At 56.1% G+C, this 23,753-nt stretch carries 21 protein-coding genes; 3 read left to right on the forward strand and 18 right to left on the reverse strand.

All coding sequences use genetic code 11. From position 1 onward, the window contains the following. Nucleotides 1-92: 92 nt before the first annotated feature. The 16 genes from glmS to mnmG form a co-directional block, all read right to left on the reverse strand. Nucleotides 93-1,925 (reverse strand): glutamine--fructose-6-phosphate transaminase (isomerizing), encoded by a 1,833-nt coding sequence (gene glmS, locus GBC55_RS02595; protein WP_162437617.1) that lies wholly within the window; start codon nt 1,923-1,925, stop codon nt 93-95. A 1-nt stretch (nt 1,926) separates the two neighbouring features. Further along, nucleotides 1,927-2,703: a DeoR family transcriptional regulator gene (locus tag GBC55_RS02600; protein WP_162437616.1), complete on the reverse strand. Its 777-nt coding sequence runs from the start codon at nt 2,701-2,703 to the stop codon at nt 1,927-1,929. 224 nt (nt 2,704-2,927) lie between these two features. After that, a complete protein-coding gene (glmU, locus tag GBC55_RS02605) occupies nt 2,928-4,295 on the reverse strand; it encodes a bifunctional UDP-N-acetylglucosamine diphosphorylase/glucosamine-1-phosphate N-acetyltransferase GlmU (RefSeq protein WP_162437615.1) in 1,368 nt (455 codons plus the stop codon). 117 nt (nt 4,296-4,412) lie between these two features. Next, nucleotides 4,413-4,838, reverse strand: a complete 426-nt coding sequence (locus GBC55_RS02610; RefSeq protein WP_007969909.1) for a F0F1 ATP synthase subunit epsilon — start codon at nt 4,836-4,838, stop codon at nt 4,413-4,415. A 45-nt stretch (nt 4,839-4,883) separates the two neighbouring features. Next, on the reverse strand, nt 4,884-6,263 hold the full coding sequence (atpD, locus tag GBC55_RS02615; RefSeq protein ID WP_150630634.1) for a F0F1 ATP synthase subunit beta: 1,380 nt from the start codon (nt 6,261-6,263) through the stop codon (nt 4,884-4,886). 27 nt (nt 6,264-6,290) lie between these two features. Next, nucleotides 6,291-7,151 (reverse strand): F0F1 ATP synthase subunit gamma, encoded by an 861-nt coding sequence (gene atpG / locus GBC55_RS02620; RefSeq protein WP_150582364.1) that lies wholly within the window; start codon nt 7,149-7,151, stop codon nt 6,291-6,293. A gap of 50 nt (nt 7,152-7,201) precedes the next feature. Then, on the reverse strand, nt 7,202-8,746 hold the full coding sequence (gene atpA / locus GBC55_RS02625; protein ID WP_008155713.1) for a F0F1 ATP synthase subunit alpha: 1,545 nt from the start codon (nt 8,744-8,746) through the stop codon (nt 7,202-7,204). Nucleotides 8,747-8,767: 21 nt separating this feature from the next. Beyond that, nucleotides 8,768-9,304 carry a F0F1 ATP synthase subunit delta gene (locus GBC55_RS02630; protein ID WP_059403768.1) on the reverse strand — a complete coding sequence of 179 codons (537 nt, stop codon included), beginning with the start codon at nt 9,302-9,304 and terminating at the stop codon, nt 8,768-8,770. A gap of 12 nt (nt 9,305-9,316) precedes the next feature. Further along, nucleotides 9,317-9,787 (reverse strand): F0F1 ATP synthase subunit B, encoded by a 471-nt coding sequence (locus GBC55_RS02635; protein ID WP_008027535.1) that lies wholly within the window; start codon nt 9,785-9,787, stop codon nt 9,317-9,319. Nucleotides 9,788-9,843: 56 nt separating this feature from the next. Continuing rightward, complete coding sequence (gene atpE, locus GBC55_RS02640; RefSeq protein WP_002555987.1) at nt 9,844-10,101, reverse strand: F0F1 ATP synthase subunit C; 258 nt, start codon at nt 10,099-10,101, stop codon at nt 9,844-9,846. 133 nt (nt 10,102-10,234) lie between these two features. Then, a complete protein-coding gene (gene atpB / locus GBC55_RS02645; protein WP_162437614.1) occupies nt 10,235-11,104 on the reverse strand; it encodes a F0F1 ATP synthase subunit A in 870 nt (289 codons plus the stop codon). A 16-nt stretch (nt 11,105-11,120) separates the two neighbouring features. Beyond that, nucleotides 11,121-11,528 carry a F0F1 ATP synthase subunit I gene (locus GBC55_RS02650; RefSeq protein ID WP_162437613.1) on the reverse strand — a complete coding sequence of 136 codons (408 nt, stop codon included), beginning with the start codon at nt 11,526-11,528 and terminating at the stop codon, nt 11,121-11,123. A gap of 148 nt (nt 11,529-11,676) precedes the next feature. Beyond that, entirely contained in the window at nt 11,677-12,549 is an 873-nt protein-coding gene (locus GBC55_RS02655; RefSeq protein WP_007948093.1) for a ParB/RepB/Spo0J family partition protein, read from the reverse strand. Between the two features lie 9 nt (nt 12,550-12,558). Continuing rightward, nucleotides 12,559-13,356 carry a ParA family protein gene (locus tag GBC55_RS02660; RefSeq protein ID WP_007934331.1) on the reverse strand — a complete coding sequence of 266 codons (798 nt, stop codon included), beginning with the start codon at nt 13,354-13,356 and terminating at the stop codon, nt 12,559-12,561. 18 nt (nt 13,357-13,374) lie between these two features. Beyond that, complete coding sequence (rsmG, locus tag GBC55_RS02665) at nt 13,375-14,019, reverse strand: 16S rRNA (guanine(527)-N(7))-methyltransferase RsmG (protein WP_162437612.1); 645 nt, start codon at nt 14,017-14,019, stop codon at nt 13,375-13,377. After that, nucleotides 14,016-15,914, reverse strand: a complete 1,899-nt coding sequence (gene mnmG / locus GBC55_RS02670; RefSeq protein ID WP_162437611.1) for a tRNA uridine-5-carboxymethylaminomethyl(34) synthesis enzyme MnmG — start codon at nt 15,912-15,914, stop codon at nt 14,016-14,018. The genes rsmG and mnmG overlap by 4 nt, the downstream gene beginning before the upstream one ends. Before the next feature lie 591 nt (nt 15,915-16,505). On the opposite strand from mnmG, the gene GBC55_RS02675 reads away from it, so the two are divergent. From GBC55_RS02675 to GBC55_RS02685, 3 genes are all read left to right on the forward strand, one after another. Next, nucleotides 16,506-17,012 (forward strand): sigma-70 family RNA polymerase sigma factor, encoded by a 507-nt coding sequence (locus GBC55_RS02675; protein ID WP_162437610.1) that lies wholly within the window; start codon nt 16,506-16,508, stop codon nt 17,010-17,012. Further along, a complete protein-coding gene (locus tag GBC55_RS02680; protein WP_162437652.1) occupies nt 17,012-17,959 on the forward strand; it encodes a FecR domain-containing protein in 948 nt (315 codons plus the stop codon). The genes GBC55_RS02675 and GBC55_RS02680 overlap by 1 nt, the downstream gene beginning before the upstream one ends. Nucleotides 17,960-18,078: 119 nt before the next feature. Continuing rightward, complete coding sequence (locus GBC55_RS02685; protein WP_162437609.1) at nt 18,079-20,514, forward strand: TonB-dependent siderophore receptor; 2,436 nt, start codon at nt 18,079-18,081, stop codon at nt 20,512-20,514. A 101-nt stretch (nt 20,515-20,615) separates the two neighbouring features. On the opposite strand, the gene mnmE is transcribed toward GBC55_RS02685, so the two are convergent. Both mnmE and yidC read right to left on the reverse strand, forming a co-directional pair. Beyond that, on the reverse strand, nt 20,616-21,986 hold the full coding sequence (gene mnmE / locus GBC55_RS02690) for a tRNA uridine-5-carboxymethylaminomethyl(34) synthesis GTPase MnmE (protein WP_162437608.1): 1,371 nt from the start codon (nt 21,984-21,986) through the stop codon (nt 20,616-20,618). A 79-nt stretch (nt 21,987-22,065) separates the two neighbouring features. Beyond that, entirely contained in the window at nt 22,066-23,751 is a 1,686-nt protein-coding gene (gene yidC, locus GBC55_RS02695; RefSeq protein WP_162437607.1) for a membrane protein insertase YidC, read from the reverse strand. Between the last annotated feature and the right edge of the window lie 2 nt (nt 23,752-23,753).

Raw genomic sequence — 23,753 nt, forward strand, 5'->3', positions numbered from 1 at the left:
CTGATTCAAACGCAAAAGATCGCAGCCTTCGGCAACTCCTACAAGAGCCCGATGGATGCGATCTTCAGCGCGTTAACCAGATTGTGGATAACTTATTCCACAGTCACCGACTTCGCCAAGTTGCGTGGCTGGTCAACGTCAGTGCCTTTCAGCACGGCGACGTAGTACGACAGCAACTGCAAAGGGATGGTGTAGAGGATTGGCGACAGGATGTCGTGGATGTGCGGCATGTGCACAACGTGGGTGCCTTCTCCGTTGGTCATGCCGGCCTTCTCGTCTGCGAAGACGATCAGCTCGCCGCCACGGGCGCGGACTTCCTGAAGGTTGGACTTCAGTTTTTCCAGCAGCTCGTTGTTCGGTGCAACGGTCACCACTGGCATGTCGTTATCCACAAGCGCTAACGGGCCGTGTTTCAACTCACCGGCCGGGTAGGCCTCTGCGTGGATGTAGGAAATTTCCTTGAGCTTGAGAGCCCCTTCCATTGCTACCGGGAATTGCGCGCCACGACCCAGGAACAGTGTGTGGTTCTTCTCGGCGAACAATTCGGCGATTTTCTCCACGGTGCTGTCCATGGCCAGGGCTTCACCCAGGCGAGTTGGCAGACGACGGAGCTCTTCGACCAAGGTGGCTTCGACGCCTGCGCCCAACGTACCGCGAACCTGGCCCAAGGACAGGGTCAGCAACAACAGGCCGACCAATTGGGTGGTAAAGGCTTTGGTCGAGGCCACGCCGATTTCGCGACCGGCCTGGGTCAACAGGGTCAGGTCGGACTCGCGCACCAGCGAGCTGATGCCGACGTTGCAGATGGCCAGACTGGCGAGGAAGCCCAGTTCTTTGGCGTTGCGCAGGGCTGCCAGTGTGTCGGCGGTTTCGCCGGACTGGGAGATGGTCACGAACAGGGTGTCCGGCTGCACAACCACTTTGCGGTAGCGGAATTCGCTGGCGACTTCGACCTGGCACGGGATACCGGCCAGCTCTTCCAGCCAGTAACGGGCAACCATGCCGGCGTGGTAACTGGTGCCACAGGCGACGATTTGCACGTTGCGAACTTTGGCGAACAGCTCGGCAGCCTGTGGACCGAATGCCTGTACCAGCACACCGTTCGGGCTTAGGCGACCTTCAAGAGTACGTTGCACCACAGCCGGTTGCTCGTGGATTTCCTTGAGCATGAAGTGGCGGAATTCGCCTTTGTCAGCGGCTTCGGCGCCGTCGCGGTACTGGACGCTTTCACGCTCGACAACCTGACCGTTTACATCCCAGATCTGCACGCTATCGCGGCGAATGTCGGCGATATCGCCTTCTTCCAGGTACATGAAGCGGTCGGTGACCTGACGCAGGGCCAATTGGTCGGAGGCGAGGAAGTTCTCGCCCATGCCCAAACCAATGACCAATGGGCTACCACTGCGGGCGGCGACCAGACGGTCCGGCTGCTTCGCGCTGATTACGGCCAGGCCATAAGCGCCGTGCAGTTCTTTGACAGTGGCTTTCAGCGCAACGGTCAGGTCAGGCAGGTCTTTGAGTTTGTGGTTCAGCAGGTGCGCGATGACTTCAGTGTCAGTGTCCGACGTGAACACGTAGCCCAGCGCTTTGAGTTGTGCACGCAGCGCTTCGTGGTTTTCAATGATGCCGTTATGCACCACCGCCAGATCGCCAGAGAAATGCGGGTGAGCATTGCGTTCGCATGGAGCGCCGTGAGTGGCCCAACGGGTGTGGGCAATGCCGAGACGACCGACCAGAGGCTCTTCTTCCAAGGCCAGTTCCAGCTCGCTGACTTTGCCCGGACGACGCATACGCTCGAGCTTTTCGTCATTGGTGTAGACCGCTACACCGGCGCTGTCATAACCACGGTACTCGAGGCGTTTCAGGCCTTCGAGCAAGATGGCGGTGATGTTACGTTCTGCGACTGCGCCGACAATTCCACACATGCTATTTCTCCTGACTGACAGCAGCGCAGATCAAAGTGATTCCGCGCGCCTGAATCTGATCGCGTGCTTCTAGCGGCAAGCGATCATCGGTAATAAGGGTATGGACACTGCCCCATGGCAGTTCCAGGTTTGGAATCTTGCGGCCGATCTTGTCGGCCTCAACCATCACCACGACTTCGCGAGCAACATCAGCCATGACTCGACTGAGTCCCAGCAATTCGTTGAAGGTGGTTGTACCGCGTACCAGGTCGATGCCATCGGCACCGATGAACAACTGGTCGAAGTCGTAAGAGCGTAGTACCTGCTCGGCAACCTGCCCTTGAAAGGACTCGGAATGCGGGTCCCAGGTGCCACCGGTCATCAATAGCACCGGTTCATGTTCCAGTTCGCTCAATGCGGTGGCGACATGCAGGGAGTTGGTCATCACGACTAGACCGGGCTGTTGCCCGAGTTCTGGAATCATCGCTGCGGTCGTGCTGCCGCTATCGATGATGATCCGCGCATGTTCGCGGATTCGCGTGACTGCAGCGCGGGCGATGGCCTGTTTGTATTTCGAGATCGGTTGGCCGATGTCGGCGACCAGTTCTTGAGGCATGGTAATCGCACCACCGTATCGGCGAAGCAGCAGACCATTGCTTTCAAGTGCTGCCAGGTCCTTGCGGATCGTAACTTCCGAAGTTTCGAAGCGCTTGGCCAACTCATCCACACTGACTTCGCCCTGCTCATTGAGCAAGGCGAGGATGTTGTGGCGGCGTTGTGGTGTATTGCGCTTCGACATGAGCTGGTAAGTTTCGATTCGAAAGATAACGGAAGCAATCAAAACCTATCGGCGAAACTTCGTCAAGCGGGGAGCGATAAAAAATCTGTGGATAAAAGCATCGCGGGTAAGCCTTGCTCCTACAGAAACAGGTTGTTCATAACTTTAATGAACGACTTCTGTTTGTAGGACCAAGGGCTTACCCGCGATAGATATCTACAGACGCCAACTGATCTGTGGATAACTCAGCTCTTCTGAATTTTTACCGGACGCTTCCAACCGTCGATATTTTTCTGGCGCGCTCTGCCCACAGCCAATTGTGCGTTATCCACATTCTGCGTGATGGTTGAACCTGCCGCAGTGGTTGCACCGTTGGAGATATCCACAGGCGCCACCAGCGAATTGTTGGAGCCAATGAACACGTCTTCACCCAATACGGTTTTCCACTTATTCACACCATCGTAGTTGCAGGTGATGGTGCCGGCGCCGATGTTGGTTCGAGCACCGACCTCGGCATCACCGAGATAGGACAGGTGACCGGCTTTAGCGCCTTCGCCCAAATGAGCATTCTTGAGCTCAACGAAGTTACCCACATGCGCGCGAGCTTCGAGCACGCTACCCGGACGCAAACGAGCGAATGGGCCGGCATCGCTGCCTTCACCCATGATCGCGCCATCGATGTGGCTGTTCGCCTTGATCACTACGCCTTTGCGCAAGGTGCTGTCCTTGATGACGCAGTTCGGGCCGATCACCACATCGTCCTCAATGACCACGTTGCCTTCGAGGATCACGTTGATGTCGATCAGCACGTCGCGGCCGACGGTGACTTCACCGCGGACATCAAAACGCGCCGGGTCGCGCAGCGTTACGCCCTGAGCCATCAAACGAAGGCCGGCGCGAAGTTGATAGTGGCGCTCGAGCTCGGACAGCTGTTTGCGATCATTGGCGCCCTGCACTTCCATGGCGTCATGAGCTTGTTCGGTGGCCACCACCAAACCATCGCTGACTGCCATGGCAATCACGTCGGTGAGGTAATACTCACCTTGGGCGTTGTTATTGGAGAGCCGGCTCATCCAGCCACTCAGTTGCGCAAAAGGCATTGCCAGGATGCCGGTGTTGCCTTCAGTGATTGCACGCTGGGTTTCGTTGGCGTCCTTTTGCTCAACGATGGCTGTCACCTGACCTTGGGCATCGCGAACGATACGGCCATATCCGGTCGGGTCGTCCAGTTCCACAGTGAGCAAGCCAAGCTGTTTGGCCGCGACTTTCTTCAGCAGACGCTGCAGGGTTTCAACTTCGATCAACGGAACATCGCCGTACAGAATCAGCACGGTATCGGATTCGATGAAGGGCACCGCTTGAGCAACGGCGTGACCGGTCCCCAGTTGCTTGTCCTGCAGGACAAAATTCAGGTCATCCGCCGCCAGACGCTCACGTACCGCGTCGGCACCATGACCGATCACTACGTGAATGCGTTGTGGGTCCAGCTGCCGTGCAGTGTGGATAACATGGCCAAGCATGGAGTTGCCGGCAATCGGGTGCAGTACTTTCGGCAGTGCCGAACGCATGCGAGTGCCTTGGCCTGCGGCGAGGATAACGATTTCTAGAGACATGACTGGCTACCAATCCTGGGTGGTCAGCGGCTGCGACCAGGTGATGAATATCGGAAAAGAAAAAAGGGTAGCCGAGGCTACCCTTTTTAATCAATCGCACAACAAAGTATCGACCTGTTAGTGGCCGAACTTCTTGCGGATTTGCTGAACGGTGCGCAGCTGAGCTGCGGCCTCGGCCAGACGTGCGGCGGCGGAACCGTAATCGAACTCCGCGCCCCGCTCATGCAAGGCCTTCTCGGCAGCCTTAACGGCTTCCTGAGCGGAGGCTTCGTCCAGGTCGGCAGCACGTTGCACAGTATCGGCAAGTACCTTGACCATGTTCGGCTGAACCTCGAGGAAACCACCGGAGATGTAATACACCTCCTCTTCCCCGCCCTGCTTGACCAGGCGGATCGGGCCCGGCTTGAGATTAGTGATCAGCGGCGCGTGACCCAGGGCGATACCAAGATCACCCAGTGCACCGTGCGCAATCACCATCTCGACCAGGCCGGAAAAGATTTCCCCTTCCGCGCTGACGATATCGCAATGGACTGTCATAGCCATCTGATTGCCTCAACCTAAATTAGCGCCCGTTGCCGGGCGCCGGGATTACAGTTTCTTGGCTTTCTCGATCGCTTCTTCGATGCCGCCGACCATGTAGAACGCTTGTTCTGGCAGGTGGTCGTAGTCACCGTTGAGGATGCCTTTGAAGCCAGCAATGGTGTCTTTCAGGGAAACGTATTTACCCGAAGCACCGGTGAAGACTTCAGCCACGAAGAACGGCTGCGACAAGAAACGCTGGATCTTACGAGCACGGTTTACCAACTGCTTGTCGGTTTCCGACAGCTCGTCCATACCCAGGATCGCAATGATGTCCTTCAGTTCTTTGTAACGCTGCAGAACATACTGTACGCCGCGAGCGGTGTCGTAGTGGTCCTGGCCGATTACGTTCGGATCCAGCTGGCGCGAAGTCGAGTCGAGTGGATCGACCGCTGGGTAGATACCCAGGGAAGCGATGTCACGGGACAGAACGACGGTGGCGTCCAAGTGGGCGAAAGTGGTCGCTGGCGACGGGTCAGTCAAGTCATCCGCAGGTACGTATACCGCTTGGATCGAGGTGATCGAACCGTTTTTGGTCGAAGTGATACGCTCTTGCAGAGTACCCATCTCTTCGGCCAGGGTCGGCTGGTAACCTACTGCGGAAGGCATACGGCCCAGCAGTGCGGATACTTCAGTACCGGCCAGGGTGTAACGATAGATGTTGTCGACGAACAGCAGGACGTCGTTACCTTCGTCACGGAACTTCTCGGCCATGGTCAGGCCGGTCAGTGCTACGCGCAGACGGTTACCCGGCGGCTCGTTCATCTGACCGTAAACCAGTGCCACTTTGTCCAGAACGTTGGAATCCTTCATCTCGTGGTAGAAGTCGTTACCCTCACGAGTACGCTCACCCACACCGGCGAACACGGAATAACCGCTGTGCTCGATGGCGATGTTACGGATCAGTTCCATCATGTTTACGGTTTTGCCTACACCGGCACCACCGAACAGACCTACTTTACCGCCCTTGGCGAACGGGCATACCAGGTCGATAACCTTGATGCCGGTTTCCAGCAGGTCGTTGCCGCCCGCTTGTTCAGCGAAGGTTGGCGCAGGACGGTGAATGCCCCAGCGCTCTTCGGTGTCGATCGGGCCAGCTTCGTCGATCGGGTTGCCCAGAACGTCCATGATCCGGCCCAGGGTCGCTTTACCGACTGGTACGGAGATGGCTGCGCCGGAGTCGGTGACTTCCAGACCGCGCTTCAAGCCCTCGGTGGAACCCATCGCAATGGTACGTACCACGCCGTCGCCCAGCTGCTGCTGAACTTCCAGGGTGGTGCCTGCATCGCTTTTTACACTCAAAGCGTTGTAGATGCTCGGTACGCTGTCGCGTGGAAATTCCACGTCGATAACGGCGCCGATGATTTGAACGATACGTCCGCTACTCATAGCTGGATCCTCTGAATATTTGAACCGTTAAACCGCGGCAGCGCCGCCGACGATTTCCGAGATCTCTTGGGTGATCGCAGCCTGACGCGCCTTGTTGTAGACCAGCTGCAAATCGCTGATCAAATCACCGGCGTTGTCGGTAGCGTTCTTCATCGCGATCATCCGCGCAGCTTGTTCAGCCGCGTTGTTCTCGACCACCGCCTGGTAGACCTGCGACTCCACGTAACGGACCATCAAGCCGTCAAGCAGCTCTTTGGCGTCCGGTTCGTACAGATAATCCCAGTGGTGCTTGAGTTCCTGTTCCGGGGTTGCCACCAATGGAATCAACTGCTCCACGGTAGGCTGTTGCGTCATGGTGTTGATGAACTTGTTGGACACCACGGACAGGCGGTCAATACGGCCGTCCAGGTAGGCATCCAGCATCACCTTGACGCTGCCGATCAGGTCATTGATCGACGGCTCTTCACCCAGGTGGCTGATAGCTGCTACGACGTTACCGCCGAAGTTGCGGAAGAAAGCCGCACCCTTGCTACCAACAACACACAGATCGATCTCGACGCCGTTTTCGCGGTTTACCGCCATGTCCTTGACCAGAGCCTTGAACAGGTTGGTGTTCAAGCCACCACACAGACCACGGTCACTGCTCACCACAACATAACCGACGCGCTTTACTTCACGGTCGAGCATGAACGGGTGGCGATATTCCGGGTTGGCGTTGGCCAGATGGCCAATAACCTGGCGGATGCGCTCCGCGTAAGGACGGCTAGCAGCCATGCGCATTTGTGCCTTGCGCATTTTACTGACCGCCACTTTTTCCATGGCGCTGGTAATCTTTTGCGTGCTTTTGATGCTCGCAATCTTACTGCGAATCTCTTTTGCGCCTGCCATGTAACACCTATCAGGTTAGCAAGCGGGAGCCTCGCGGCTCCCGCTGCGGCTTACCAGGTTTGGGTGGCCTTGAACTTCTCGATACCGGCTTTCATGCCAGCGTCGATTTCGTCATTGAAGTCACCCTTCACGTTGATCTTCGCCATCAAATCGGCGTGATCGCGGTTGAAGAAAGCAATCAGCGCTTGTTCGAAGCTGCCGATCTTGGCGATTTCAACGTCAGTCAGGAACCCACGCTCAGCGGCATACAGCGACAGCGCCATGTCAGCGATCGACATTGGTGCGTATTGCTTCTGCTTCATCAGCTCGGTAACGCGCTGACCATGCTCAAGTTGCTTACGGGTCGCTTCGTCCAGGTCAGAAGCGAACTGGGCGAATGCCGCCAGTTCACGGTACTGAGCCAGAGCGGTACGGATACCACCGGAGAGCTTCTTGATGATCTTGGTCTGAGCGGCACCACCCACACGGGATACCGAAACACCGGCGTTCACTGCAGGACGGATCCCGGAGTTGAACATGGCCGATTCCAGGAAGATCTGACCGTCGGTGATGGAAATCACGTTGGTCGGAACGAACGCGGAAACGTCGCCAGCCTGGGTTTCAATGATCGGCAGTGCGGTCAGGGAACCGGTTTTGCCGGTCACTGCGCCGTTGGTGAACTTCTCTACGTACTCTTCCGAAACGCGGGATGCGCGCTCCAGCAGACGCGAGTGGAGATAGAACACGTCGCCTGGGTAAGCTTCACGGCCTGGTGGACGGCGCAGCAGCAGGGAAATCTGGCGATAAGCCACTGCTTGCTTGGACAGATCGTCATAAACGATCAGCGCGTCTTCACCGCGGTCGCGGAAGAATTCACCCATGGTGCAACCGGAGTACGGAGCCAGGAATTGCAGTGCTGCAGATTCCGAAGCGCTCGCGGCAACGACGATGGTGTTAGCCAGTGCGCCGTTTTCTTCCAGCTTGCGAACCACGTTAGCGATGGTCGATTGTTTCTGACCGATGGCTACGTAGACGCAGAAAATACCGCTGTTTTTCTGGTTGATGATCGCGTCGATCGCCAGAGCGGTTTTACCGATCTGACGGTCACCGATGATCAGCTCACGCTGGCCACGGCCGACAGGAATCATGGCATCGACAGCCTTGTAGCCAGTCTGTACAGGCTGGTCTACCGACTTACGCCAGATCACGCCTGGAGCAACTTTCTCGACCGCGTCGGTCTCGGTGTTGTTCAGCGGACCTTTGCCGTCAACTGGGTTACCCAGTGCGTCGACTACGCGACCCAGCAGTTCCTTACCAACCGGAACTTCGAGGATGCGGCCGGTGCACTTGGCGCTCATGCCTTCAGCCAGAGACTGGTAGGAGCCCAAAACTACGGCACCTACGGAGTCTTGCTCCAGGTTGAGAGCCATACCGAAGACGCCGCCCGGAAACTCGATCATCTCGCCGTACATAACGTCGGCCAGACCGTGAATCCGCACGATACCGTCAGATACGCTGACGACAGTGCCTTCGTTACGGGCTTGGGAGGTCACATCGAGCTTGTCGATGCGGCCCTTGATAATTTCACTTATTTCGGAAGGATTGAGTTGCTGCATTGCTCTGCTGCCCCTTCAAACTCAAGATTTCAATGCTTCGGCAAGGCTCGCGAGTTTGCCGCGAACCGAGCCATCGATAACCAGGTCGCCGGCGCGGATGACAATGCCCCCAATAAGGGATTTGTCTTCCTCGACTTGCAGGCGCACTTCCCGGTTGAGTCGTGCACTGAGAACCTTGGCGAGTTTGTCTTGCTGTTCTTGGTTCAATGCAAAAGCACTGGTCACTTCAACGTCTACCGATTTCTCTTGTTCGGCCTTGTACAGGTCGAACAGAGCGGATATCTCCGGCAAAAGCGGGAGACGGTCGTTTTCGGCAACGACGTGAATGAAGTTCTGTGCCTTGGCATCAAACTTGTCGCCGCACACGTCAATAAACGTGGCGGCCTTGTCTGCGCTCGTCAGTCGCGGGGCCTTGAGCACGCGCTGCATGGTGTCGTCTTGCGACACTGCTGCAGCCAGGCCGAGCATGGCTGACCAAGAGGCCAGTTGCTGGTGGGCCTGGGCGTGCTCGAAGGCTGCCTTAGCGTAAGGTCGGGCCAACGTGGTCAATTCTGCCATGATCGCCCTCGCTTAAATTTCAGCAGCCAGTTTGTTTACCAGCTCCGCGTGCGCGTTTTGATCGATTGTGGCACCCAGGATCTTCTCGGCGCCGCCAACGGCCAGTGCACCCAATTGGGCACGCAGCGCGTCTTTGACACTGTTCAGTTCCTGCTCGATCTCGGCCTGAGCCTGAACCTTCACACGGTCAGCGTCGATACGGGCTTTTTCAACAGCCTCTTCAACAATCTGGTTACCGCGTTTCTTGGCTTGCTCAATGATTTCGGCTGCCTGAGCTTTTGCTTCGCGCAGTTGCTGACCCGCTTTATCTTGGGCCAGCTCCAGGTCGCGAGCTGCTCGGGCGGCAGCGTCCAGTCCATCCGCGATCTTCTTCTGACGTTCGTGCAAAGCCGCGATGACCGGAGGCCACACGAACTTCATGCAAAACAGTACAAAAATGAAGAACGCAACGGACTGGCCAATCAGGGTTGCATTAATGTTCACGCCAACACCTCGCTCGTTCGTTGCACATCACACCAATTACTCGAAGGTTCGAGTAATTAGCCAGCGAGTTGACCAACGAATGGGTTCGCGAAAGTGAAGAACAGAGCGATACCAACACCGATCATGGTCACGGCGTCGAGCAGACCGGCGACGATGAACATTTTAACTTGCAGCATTGGAACCATTTCTGGTTGACGCGCTGCGCCTTCCAGGAACTTGCCGCCCAACAGGCCGAAACCAATTGCGGTACCCAGTGCGCCCAGGCCGATCAACAGTGCAACAGCGATAGCGGTTAGACCAACTACAGTTTCCATCTTTCCTCCCGACTTTTACGTCGTATGGTTTAGGTTTTTTAGATTTTAAAGCGGTAAAACAAATCGTTTCATAGCCCTGTTCGGGCACCCACCCGTTTGACCGGGTGGGACATCAGACTAGTCGAGACTGGTCTTAATGGTTCTCTTCGTGCGCCATCGACAGGTAGACGATGGTCAACATCATGAAGATAAACGCCTGCAGGGTGATGATCAGGATGTGGAACACAGCCCACGCCCACTGCAGTACTACGCCCAGGCCGCTAAGCCAGAGCAGACCGCTGCCGAACATCACAGCAATCAGAATGAAGACCAGCTCGCCGGCGTACATGTTGCCGAACAGACGCAGTGCCAGGGAGATAGGCTTGGCGATCAGCGTCACGAACTCCAGCAGGAAGTTCACCGGGATCAGCAGGGCTTGAAGGAAAATATTCTTGCTGCCGAACGGGTGCAGGGTCAGTTCGCCGATGAAGCCGCCGATGCCCTTGACCTTGATGCTGTAGAAAATGATCAACGCGAACACCGACAGGGCCATGCCCAGGGTAGCGTTCGGGTCAGTGGTCGATACGGCACGGAACGGAATGTGCGCATCACCAGTGATGAGGATGGCCAGCTGAGGAATCCAGTCAACCGGGATCAGGTCGACGGCGTTCATCAGGAAGACCCAGACGAAGATGGTCAGTGCCAGCGGTGCAATCACCGGGCTACGGCCATGGAAGCTGTCTTTCACGCTGCCATCGACGAATTCGACCAATACTTCAACGAAGTTTTGCAAAGCACCAGGCTGACCCGATGTCGCTTTCTTTGCCGCCATGCGGAAAAGAAGAACGAAAATCAGACCCAACGCGACCGACCAGCCGAGTGTATCGACGTGGAAAGCCCAGAAGCCCATTTCTTTGGCTTCTGCTGCGGTGTGGGCAAAACCCCACCCGCCTGTTGGGTGCTGACCGAAGGTCAGGTTCTGCAAGTGGTGCTGGATATAGCCCGAAGCGGTTGTCTCTGCCATGGTTGCCTCAAACGCCCTAAGGTCTCGAAAGTCTTGTTCTCATCAGCAGGGGCGCGAACCAGCTGACCAGTTGGGTCAACACGAAGACGCCGAATACAGCTAGCGGCGCCAATGGCTTCACACCTGCGAACGTCAATGCAAAGAGCACTGCCGTCAAAATCAGTTTGCCCGCCTCACCGGCATAAAAAGACCGGACGATGGCTTGGGCTGCTCGGGCGCCGGAAAACCGAAATGCCCTGTGAGCGAAATAAACATTGGGCAGCAAGGCTATCAGGCCTCCGCAAAGTCCCGAGTACCCGGCTACGACTCCATGCCAGTACCAAAGCGCCAAAGCGGCCAGTACCAAAACGACAAATTGAGCCAGTAAGACCGGAAAAACTGCCAGGCGATGGAACGGCAAGCGGTTTGGCGTGCGTCTTTCCATCACTATTGCTCTCCAATGGTCGGCTGCCAGAATTCAATAACTTGGCATAATTTGTGCCGACAAAATGCGCGCAGAGTATAGGGGCGGTTCTGCCCCTATTCAACTGTCAGGTAGTGATTTCCGACTGCACGCTACATGAGGAAATGTTTCAGCGAATGTGTGCGAGCACACCCTGAAGCTCATCGAGGGAGTTGTAACCAATCACCAACTGCCCCTTCCCCTTCTTTCCGTGTCGAATCTGCACCGCAGAGCCTAGGCGCTCGGCCAGGCGCTGCTCGAGTCGGGCGATATCCGGGTCCGGTTTAACCGGTTCGGCAGGCTCTTGTTTGCCACTCAACCACTGGCGAACCAGTGCCTCAGTCTGGCGCACAGTCAGCCCCCGTGCGACAACATGTCGCGCCCCTTCAACCTGTTGATTTTCAGGCAAACCGAGCAAAGCACGTGCGTGACCCATTTCCAGGTCACCGTGCGACAGCATGGTTTTTATAACTTCTGGCAACGCGATCAAGCGTAGCAGGTTGGCCACGGTTACGCGGGACTTGCCTACCGCTTCCGCGACCTGTTGCTGTGTCAGCTGGAATTCGTGCTGCAATCGCTGCAGCGCGACCGCCTCCTCGATCGGATTGAGGTCCTCACGCTGGATGTTCTCGATCAGCGCCATCGCGATCGCGGTTTCATCCGGTACATCGCGGACCATGGCCGGAATGGTTTCCTGGCCAGCCTGCTGGCTTGCGCGCCAACGGCGTTCACCGGCAATAATTTCGAAGCGGCCACTGCCGATGGGGCGAACCACGATCGGCTGCATGACGCCTTGGGCCTTGATCGACTGCGCCAGTTCTTCCAGCGCTTGAGGATCCATGTCTCGACGCGGCTGGTACTTCCCGCGCTGGATCAGGTCCAGCGGCAGGTGCTGCAGCTCACGTTGGTCTGCTTGCACCGCCTGCTCTTCCAGCGAACTGACAGTAGGACCACTCAGCAGTGCATCCAGTCCACGTCCGAGACCTCGTTTCTTGACGGCCATGGGGATTCCTTAAGTTGCCTGAGCGGCGGCGGTGCGTGAGTTTTTGCGTTGGCGGCGAACCATCTCGCCCGCCAATGCAAGATAGGCAATGGCGCCTCGCGAAGACTTGTCGTAAGCCAGCGCAGGCATGCCGTAGCTTGGCGCTTCGGCCAGGCGGATGTTGCGCGGAATCACGGTGTCGTAAAGCTGATCGCCGAAGTGTTCCTTGAGCTGCGCAGAAACATCGTTCATCAGGCTCAGTCGCGGATCGTACATCGTCCGCAAGAGGCCTTCGACTTTCAAATTCGGGTTCAGCAGCTCAGCAATACGCTTGATGTTATCCACAAGGTCGCTCAAGCCTTCGAGTGCAAAGTACTCGCACTGCATGGGGATAATTACCCCGTCAGCAGCCACAAGAGCGTTGAGTGTCAGCATCGAAAGCGACGGTGGGCAATCGATCAGAATGTAATCGTAGTTTTCACGGATCGGCGCCAGCGCACTACGCAGACGGCTTTCCTTCATCTGCATTTCCAGCAGAACCACTTCTGCCGCGGTCAGGTCGCGGTTGGCCGGCAACAGTTGGTAACCACCGTGCTCGGAGTAATGCATGGCCTGAGCCAGATCGCATTCACCGATCAACAGGTCGTAGACCGAGTTTTCCAGGCCGTGTTTATCCACACCGCTACCCATGGTGGCGTTGCCCTGTGGATCGAGATCGATCAACAGCACCCGGCGCTTGGTTGCAACCAGGGATGCTGCGAGGTTGATGCAGGTGGTGGTTTTACCCACACCACCCTTTTGGTTCGCAATCGCGAATACCTTAGCCATTCTTGCTTTTGTTCCCAATCATGCCGTGCGGCGCAGTATCAGCAGATGACGTTGGCCTTGGCAACCAGGTACGGCCAGGGCGTGTTCGCTATCGAGGTGGAAGTCTGCCGGCAATGCTACCAGCTCATCGGCTGGATGAACGCCCTTCATTGCCAGCCAACGCGTATCGGTATCGCCGAGGTGGCGAGTCCAGTTGGTGAAATTCTCCATGCTGCTGAATGCCCGGGAGATGATCCCGTTGAAGGGCTGTGCAGGCTGGAAAGCTTCCACGCGACTGTGGATAACTTGCAAATTATCCAGTTTGAGTTCGAGTTTTACCTGGGTGAGGAACCGGGTTTTCTTGCCATTGCTGTCCAGACAGGTCACCTGCGACTCCGGAAACAGGATGGCCAACGGAATACCCGGCATGCCGCCGCCGCTACCCACGTCCAGCCATCGACCGTTTTCGACAAACGACATCACGCTGAGACTATCGAGCAAGTGACGGGAAACCATTTCGTCCGGATCCCGGACTGCGGTCAGGTTGTATGCCTTGTTCCATTTAATCAACAGGGCCAGATAGCCCAACAACTGGGCGTGCTGGGCCTCTGTCAGGGTGACACCGAGCTGGCGAGCACCTGTGGATAACTCTTCGGCGTGTTGCGAGGTGACCAACGAACTCAAGCGCTTTGCTCCAACTGACGGCCCGCGCCGCGTTTTTTCAAATGAATCATCAACAGCGAAATGGCTGCTGGAGTAACACCCGGAATACGCGAAGCCTGGCCGAGAGTCTCCGGACGCGTAGCGCCGAGCTTGCTCTGGATCTCTTTCGAGAGGCCGGAAATGTTCGTGTAATCGATATCCACAGGCAATTTCGTGTCTTCACTGGCACGCAGGCGAGCGATTTCATCCTGTTGACGATCGATGTAGCCGGCGTACTTGGTCTTGATTTCGACCTGTTCTGCGACTTGTGGATCTTCCGCACCGCCACCTGTCACTGCGATCAGACCAGCGTAGTCAATTTCCGGACGACTCAGCAGATTGAGCAGATTGTATTCGTGGGTCAGCGGCGTTCCGAACTTCTCGGAAATCGCATCGCCCTGCTCGGTGCCTGGACGAACCCAGGTACTTTTCAGACGCTGTTCTTCCAGCGTGATGCTTTCACGTTTGGTGCAGAAAGCAGCCCAACGCGCGTCATCGACCAGACCCAGCTCGCGACCTTTTTCGGTCAACCGCAGGTCCGCATTGTCTTCACGCAGGATCAGGCGGTACTCGGCACGGGAAGTGAACATCCGGTACGGCTCTTGAGTGCCGAGGGTAATCAGGTCGTCAACCAACACGCCGATGTACGCCTCGTCGCGACGCGGACACCAGGCGTCTTTGCCCTGCGCACGCAGCGCGGCATTAGCCCCGGCCAGTAATCCCTGGGCACCGGCTTCTTCGTAACCGGTCGTCCCGTTGATTTGGCCAGCGAAGAACAAACCGCCAATCACCTTGGTTTCCAGGCTGTATTTCAGGTCACGCGGATCGAAATAGTCGTATTCGATGGCATAGCCCGGCCGCACGATGTGCGCGTTTTCCATACCGCGGATCGACTGCACGATCTGCAATTGCACGTCGAACGGCAAGGAGGTGGAGATCCCGTTCGGGTACAGCTCGTTGGTGGTAAGTCCTTCCGGCTCGATGAAGACCTGGTGGCTTTCCTTGTCGGCAAAGCGATGAATCTTGTCTTCGATCGACGGGCAGTACCGAGGGCCAATGCCTTCGATCAGCCCTGCATCGGAATACATCGGCGAACGGTCGAGGTTGGCGGCGATGATCTCGTGTGTACGGGCGTTGGTGTGGGTAATCCAGCAGCTCACCTGTTTGGGGTGTTGCTCTTTGGAGCCCATGAACGACATCACCGGGATTGGCGTATCGCCCGCTTGCTCGGTCATCACCGAGAAATTCACGGAACGACCGTCGATACGCGGTGGTGTGCCGGTTTTCAAACGACCGACGCGCAACGGCAATTCACGCAAACGGTGCGCCAGAGCGATTGAGGGCGGATCACCGGCACGGCCGCCGGAAAAATTCTGCATCCCTATGTGGATAAGTCCACCGAGGAACGTGCCGGTGGTCAATACCACTGAATCGGCGAAGAAACGAAGACCCATTTGGGTCACTACGCCGCGCACTTGTTCCTGCTCAACGATCAGGTCGTCGGCAGCTTGCTGAAATATCCACAGGTTGGGCTGGTTTTCCAGTGCTTCGCGGACTGCTGCCTTGTAGAGAACCCGATCTGCCTGAGCGCGAGTGGCTCGTACGGCTGGGCCTTTACGGCTGTTCAAAACGCGAAACTGGATGCCGCCTTTATCGGTAGCCATGGCCATCGCGCCGCCCAGGGCATCGATTTCCTTGACCAGATGGCTTTTGCCAATCCCACCGATAGCGGGGTTGCAACTCATGGCGCCGAGGGTTTCCACGTTATGCGTCAGCAACAGGGTTTTTGCCCCCATACGTGCTGAGGCCAGTGCTGCCTCGGTACCGGCATGACCGCCGCCGATGACGATCACTTCAAAACGGGAAGGGAAATCCACCACGCACCTCGTGCCTGCTTCAGTTAGGTAATCAGGAATAGTTTGAGCTCAGGTTTTTGGACCTGGTCGACAAGTATAGGGACTTCGCCCTTCCTAAAGAACCCTTTGCACAAAATTTAACCAGCTGTGGAGAAGTCGGGATAATAGAAATTAAAAAGAGAGAAATTTATTAAATCTTTATTTTTATGTTTATTTCTACTGAGGCTAGTTTCTGTGGATAGATCTCTACAGGCCTTTATTATCAATGTGTACAGAGATTCAAAACCCTGTGTTCATGTGCCAATGAGCGCGTTGGATAACCGGTTTAATCCTGTGGATTAAAGAGGTGGTTATCCACAGGGGCGGTTATATCCAGTTTTCAGGCCCTGTTATCAACTGCCCTTAGTGATGGTTATTCACAGGGCTTAATCCACAGAAATCGTCCATTTGGCCGAACCTCGGGCACGAAAAATTCGCCCGACGGTGTCATGGCAGTGCATAAGAGGGGAAAAAGTAGCCGCCGAGCAGTCGATGCCTGGTAGCGGAACGCTATTGTGAGAAGGCGAAACAAAAGCTAATAATAGCCATTATCATTAACTCACCTATTCCACTATGCCCTTACCCTCAGATACGGCGGCAGTTCAGCAGATCTACGAGCAGCACCATTCCTGGTTGTACGGTTGGCTCAAGGGAAAGTTGCACGACGCTTGCGATGCTGCAGATGTTGCTCACGACACCTTCGTGCGCATCCTGGGAGCCAGAAATGCCGCACAGATTCGCGAGCCGAGAGACTATTTGGCGACAGTGGCGCGTGGGCTTGTGATCGACCGTTACCGCCGGCGAGCCATCGAAGTGGCGTATCTGGAGTCAGTGGCTTCCCGCCCCGATGCCACCGCGATCAGTGAAGAGGATAAAGTCCTTATCATCGAAACCCTGATAGCTGTGGATAAAGCCCTGACAGGCTTAGGTGCAAGAGCGAAACGTATCTTCATGCTTTCACAGATCGATGGCCTGACTTATCAACAGATCGCTCTGGAGTTGCAGGTGTCGCTGACGACGGTAAAGAAACACATGATTCGCGCACTCACGGAATGTTCTCTGATTTTGGCGAGCGCATGATGCCAGTCGTCCCCGATCGAAAAATCTTTGAAGCCGCGGCCAGTTGGTACGTGCAGTTTCAAATAGAACCGCCTTCGCAGGCCCAACAGCAGGCTTGGCAGCATTGGGTCGAGAGCAATCCGGCGCACTTGGCGGCCTGGAACCAGATGGAGCAAATGCAACGACATCTGGGCGCCTTGCCTAAAGACCTTACCCGGCGCGCGCTTTCCTCTACCCATCATCGCCGCCAGGTGCTCAAGCTGTTACTTCTACTCGCCGGTACCGGATACGTTGGCTGGAACGTCCAGCAATACACCTCGCTGGGAAATGTATGGGCCGACTACGCCACTAAAGTCGGTCAACGAAAAAAGATAGAGCTCGCCGACGGGACCAGTCTGTACCTCAACACCCATACGGCAGTGGATGTCCTGTTCGATGACCAGCAACGACTGATCCGATTGCGCGCGGGAGAGATTCTCGTACGCACGGGAAAATACGGAGATGCTCGCCCGTTTTTCGTCGAAACCCAGAACGGCCGCATACAGGCACTGGGAACGCAGTTTTCGGTTCATCAATTGTCGGGGTCGACACGTGTCGGTGTAATGGAGGACCGCGTCAGCATTCAACCAGGCGATCAAATCGCGAGTCCACGCATCCTGCGAGCTGGTGAAGGGGTCGATTTCGACAGCGCCAGTATCGGCGTGACTCGCCCTTATCGCTTATCGGAAGCGGCCTGGATCAATGGTCAACTGATTGTCCTGGATGCTTTTTTGGGCGACGTCATTCGAGAGTTGGGACGCTATCGCCCCGGGATCCTGCAATGTGATCAGCGCTCCTCGAGGTTACGTGTCTCCGGTACTTTTCGACTGGATTCCACGGACGCAGTGTTGGCGAACCTACAGGCCTCACTCCCTATCAGCGTGCGTTATTTCACTCGCTATTGGGTCTCGATCAGCCATGCCGTTTGATGTGCTTGAAGCCTCAAGAAAATAAATGCATGCCGGGGTTATCTTTTTTTAACCTGACACGGCCCTACAGGTAATCGCGATCAACGCGGCTCTTTGCCACCTTCAGGGCTTGATTTCCCATGCGACTTCCTACCTTTCGAAAGCGCTTTTCCTACCACTGCATTGCCTACAGCTTGTTGATGACCAGCGCGGCGAGTTGCGTGCTGAATACCACCAGTGCAGTTGCAGCCAGTGCCACTCAGCGCTACGCGATCGCCTCCGGTCCACTGGACAACGCATTGAGCCAGTTTGCCTCGGCAGCCAATGTGATCCTGTCGTTCTCGCCGCAACAAACAGCTCAATTGCGTACGCAAGGGCTGGCGGGAAGCTATTCCATTGAACAGGGTTTCTCGATTCTGCTGCAGGGCTCCGGGTTACAGGCAGATCCCCAAGCTGTGGGCAGTTACATTTTGCAGCCGGTTCCCGACGCTGATTCGCTGGTACTCGGCGCCACAAACATCAATGCCACGCAACCAAATGAGATGAACCTGGATTACGCGGCGGATGTTGGTTACAACGCGAAGAACAGCCGAGTTGGCACCAAAACCAGCACCCCTTTGTCTGAAACTCCGCGTTCTGTCTCGGTCGTAACAAGCCAACGCATCAAGGATCAAAAATCCCAGACACTCACGGATGTACTCGGTTACGTACCGGGGATTTTTGCGCCACCGTTTGCTGCTGGCGATAGCCTTGCCGGAGACCTATTCTTCATCCGCGGCTTTAATGCGACCGACTATGGCTATGGCCTGTTGCGCGATGGTTTGCGGGTGCAGGGCAATCGGTATGACACCAGTACAGAGCCTTATGGACTGGAACGGGTCGAGATATTTCGCGGCCCCTCCTCTTTGCTGTATGGCGAAAACGCGCCTGGCGGACTGGTCAATCTCGTGAGCAAACGCCCGACTGCGACGCCTCAGGGCGAAGTGCAGCTCAGTTACGGCTCGAATAATCGCCGTCAATTAGGCGTCGATGTCTCCGGACCATTGAACGACAGTGGAAACATCCTCGGGCGAGTCGTGATGCTGGGACGCAACGCCGATACGCAAACCGATCATGTACCGGATGATCGGATGTATATCGCTCCTTCGCTGACACTCAACTTCAGCGACTTCAATACGCTGACCCTGCTGGCCAATTACCAGAAGGATCACACTAATATGGAGCTTGGCCTGCCAGCGGCCGGGACGTTGCTTACCAACCCGAACGGCAGGTTATCCAAGGACACCATGCTCGGTGACCCGGACTGGAACACGTTCGAGCGGGAAACCTGGAGCACTGGATATGAATTTACCCACAGCTTCAACGACGATTGGCAGTTCCGGCAGAACTCGCGCTATATGCAGTCGCGAATCACCCGCCACGAAACCTGGCCGGGTAACCTGAACAACGCAGGATTTGGCACGCGACTGAACGTGACGGCCTATGACCGTTTCAACAAGTCGATGGTGTACTCGCTGGATAACCAGCTGGAAGGGAAATTCCAGGTGGGTGAGATGGAAAATACGGTGTTGTTCGGAGGCAGCTTTGATCGTACCTCCTTCAATCAGGACTGGAACGCCGGTTTCGTGGGTCCTGTTGATATCTACAATCCCGTTTACCTGCGCGACCCGCTGACGCCGATCGCGGTGCAAAACACGTTGCTGGAACAGCAGATGAAAGGGGTTTACGCACAGATCCAGAGTAAGTACGACCATTGGCTGTTCCTCCTGGGCGGTCGCCAGGATTGGGTCGACAGTGATTTTCGCGACAAAGTCGCCTCGGCCAGCAACATCAGCTCTGAAGACAAGAAGTTCACCTATCAGGGCGGTGTGATGTACCAGTTCGACAATGGCATGACGCCCTATGTGAGCTATTCAACGGCGTTCGTACCGGTGCAGCAAATTTCCAACTCGGGAGCGCCGCTTGACCCGATCACCAGCAGCCAATATGAAGTAGGCCTGAAGTACGAACCTATCGGTTGGGACACCGCCATCACTGCTTCGGTGTATGACCTGCGTAAAAAGGACGACACCTACTTCGATGCCACTACCTCGACTTATCGCCAGGTGGGCGAAAGCCGTTCCAAAGGTGTGGAACTGGAGCTCAACAGCAATTTGACGCCTAACCTCAACGTGACGGCGGCTTACACCTATACCGATGCGCGGATCACCAAAGACGCGGCCACTTCATTGGTCAAAGATCATCAGATGACGGGTGTACCGCGTAACCAGGCTTCTGTCTGGGCGAAGTACCGCTTCCTCGAAAGCCGCCTCAAAGGGCTCTACGTCGGAGGGGGTGTGCGGTATTTCGACAGTGCGTTCGCGTACACCTCGCCCTCACTCTACGGAAAGCTTGATGCGGGTGACGTGACGTTGGTGGATGCTGCGATCGGCTATCAGATCGATCGCAACTGGACGGTCGACGTGAATGCGAAAAACCTGTTCGACAAAGAGTACGTTTCCGGCTGTAACGATGCAGGCCGTTGCTACTGGGGTGAAAGCCGGACGCTATTGGGCTCAGTGTCCTATAACTGGTAACGAACCGAGGGCTGTGGATAAGTTACCAACAGTACCTCCGGGATCTGCCAGCGAAGCGCATTTGAATTCGCCTTCGCTGGCAGGGCCGGTTCCCGTATTGGTTACTTGCCGATACAGAAGCTGGAAAAAATCCGGCCCAGCAAATCATCGGAGCTGAACGCACCGGTGATTTCTCCCAGGGAATGTTGCGCCTGGCGCAGATCTTCCGCCAACAGCTCACCCGCCCCCGCCAGCGTCAACTGTGCGCGACCGTGCTCAAGCGATGCACTCGCATGGCGCAACGCCTCGAGGTGACGCCGGCGAGCGCTGAAGCTGCTTTCCGAGGTCTGCTCATAGCCCATGCAAGCCTTGAGATGATCACGCAGCAGTTCCAGTCCCGCACCTGCGGACTTGGCACTCAAGCTAATGGTGACGTGGCCATCTTCGCTAACTTCCAGGGCAATAGGCTCACCGGTAAGGTCCGCCTTGTTGCGAATCAAGGTGACCTTGGCGGGATCCGGGCGAACTTCCAGAAATTCCGGCCATAGCGCGAAAGGATCGAGCGCTTCCGGTGCGGTGGCATCTACGACCAGCAACACTCGATCTGCTTCACCAATGGCTTTCAATGCCCGTTCCACACCGATTTTTTCCACATGATCGTCGGTGTCGCGCAAACCTGCAGTATCCACCACATGCAGGGGCATGCCATCGATGTGGATATGTTCACGAAGGATATCCCGGGTGGTCCCGGCAATCTCTGTGACGATGGCAGCTTCGCGACCGGCCAGGGCGTTAAGGAGGCTGGATTTCCCTGCGTTCGGTCGGCCGGCAATCACAACCGTCATCCCGTCCCGAAGCAACGCGCCTTGGCCGGCTTCACGCAGCACTGTGGATAACTCTTCCCTTACTTTATCGAGCATGCTGAGGACATGACCATCGGCCAGGAAATCGATTTCCTCTTCTGGAAAGTCGATTGCCGCCTCCACGTAGATCCTCAAGCCGATCAATTGCTCGGTCAAGTGATGCACACGTTCTGAAAATGCGCCTTGCAAGGAACGCAGTGCATTCCGGGCAGCCTGTGCAGAACTGGCTTCGATCAAGTCGGCGATCGCTTCGGCTTGTGCCAGGTCGAGCTTGTCGTTCAGAAATGCACGTTCGCTGAATTCACCCGGTCGAGCCAAACGGCAGCCCAGTTCCAGGCAACGCTTGAGCAGCATGTCCAGAACTACGGGACCGCCGTGTCCCTGAAGCTCAAGCACATCTTCACCGGTAAATGAGTTTGGACCCGGGAAATACAGCGCAATCCCTTGGTCCAGTACTTCTTCGTCATTACCCAGAAAGGCACCGTAATGGGCGAATCGAGGTTTAAGTTCACGGCCGCTGAAAGCTTTGGCCGCGACACTGGCCAGCGGTCCCGAAATTCGGACGATGCCCACACCACCGCGACCTTGTGCAGTGGCGACAGCAGCGATGGTTTCACGAGGAACGCTCATAAACCGATATCCAGACAAAAGTGACAGATAGCAAAACGCCCCACTAGGGGGCGTTCTGAGTGGTTATCCACAGTGTAAATCAGGCAGCTGCTTTAGTAGCCGCTTCGACTTTACGCGTGATGTACCACTGTTGGGCGATGGACAGGCAGTTGTTCACTACCCAGTACAGCACCAGACCAGCCGGGAACCACAGGAAGAAGAAGGTGAAGATGATTGGCATCAGCTTCATCACCTTGGCCTGCATCGGATCCGGAGGTGTCGGGTTCAACTGCTGCTGGATGAACATGGTTGCGCCCATGATGATCGGCAGAATGAAGAACGGATCCTTGATCGACAGGTCAGTAATCCACAGCATGAACGGCGCTTGGCGCATTTCAACGCTTTCCAGCAGAACCCAGTACAGCGAGAGGAAAACCGGCATCTGCACGAGGATTGGCAAGCAACCACCCAGCGGATTGATCTTCTCTTTCTTGTACAGCTCCATCATGGCTTGCGACATTTTCTGCCGGTCGTCGCCATGTTGCTCTTTCAGCGCGGCCAGTTTAGGTGCCACTGCGCGCATACGGGCCATGGATTTGTAGCTGGCAGCCGACAACGGGAAGAAAATCCCTTTGATCAGCATGGTCAGGAAAATGATCGACCAGCCCCAGTTGCCTACCAGCGCGTGGATGTGTTGCAGCAACCAGAAAATAGGTTGGGCAATGAACCACAGGATGCCGTAGTCGACAGTCAGTTCCAGACCTGGGGACAACTCTTTCAGCACAGCCTGGCTTTTCGGGCCGGCATACAGAACGGCACTGGTTTCAGCCTTGGCACCTGGCGCGACGGTAATCGACGGACCGGTATAGCCAATGATGTAGTTGCCTTTGCTGTCTTTACGGGTCTGGACGATATTGTTTTCGCCCTTCGCCGGAATCCATGCAGTCACGAAGTAGTGCTGCAACCAGGCAACCCAACCACCGCTGACGGTTTCTTTCAGCTGAGCCTTGTCCATGTCCTTCATGGACACTTTCTTGTACGGCTCGTTACTTGTCCACAGGGCTGCCCCCAGGTAAGTCGCAGTACCGGTGGCCGTTGTGGAAGACGGATCCGCGCTCGCGTCACGTTTCAGCTGAGCGAACATCGCGCCAGACCAAGGCTGAGCGCTTTCGTTATCGATCAGGTAGGAAACGGTTACGTCGTACAGGCCACGTTTCACAGTGAAACGCTTGATGTAGTTGACGCCGTCCTTGCTGAACTTCAGGTCCACGACCAATTGGTCCTGTCCGTCAGCCAGTTGGTAAACCTTCTTCTCCGAGGAGTAAACCGGACGACCGGCAGGACTTGCGTCCGGGCCGTTGGTGCCGATCAAACCGCTTTGAGCCAGATAAGTACGTTCGTTGCCGTTATCGAACAACTGGAACGGAATTTCCGGATGATCCTGGCGACGTGGATACAGCGGCAGAGTCAGCTGGGCAACATCACCACCTTGTGGATCGATTGCCAGATCAAGTACGTCCGTTTTGATACGGATGAGATCTTTGCTAACAGCTACTGGCGTTTCAGCAGGTGCCGTTGCACTGGCATCGCTTGTGGCGCGTGGAATGTCGTCACTGACAGAAGCATTATTGCCAGTCGCCGTATCCGGTAGGCCCGGTGCGGTAGTACTGGAAGCAACATTCTGAGTCGGCAGGGCAGTTTGACCGTAGTCCTGGTTCCATTTAAGGACCATAACGTAGGCCACGATTGCCAGGGCGACGATCAGGATCGTGCGTTTGATATCCATGA

It is taken from the genome of Pseudomonas sp. TNT3 (genome assembly GCF_010095445.2).
Classification (GTDB): domain Bacteria; phylum Pseudomonadota; class Gammaproteobacteria; order Pseudomonadales; family Pseudomonadaceae; genus Aquipseudomonas.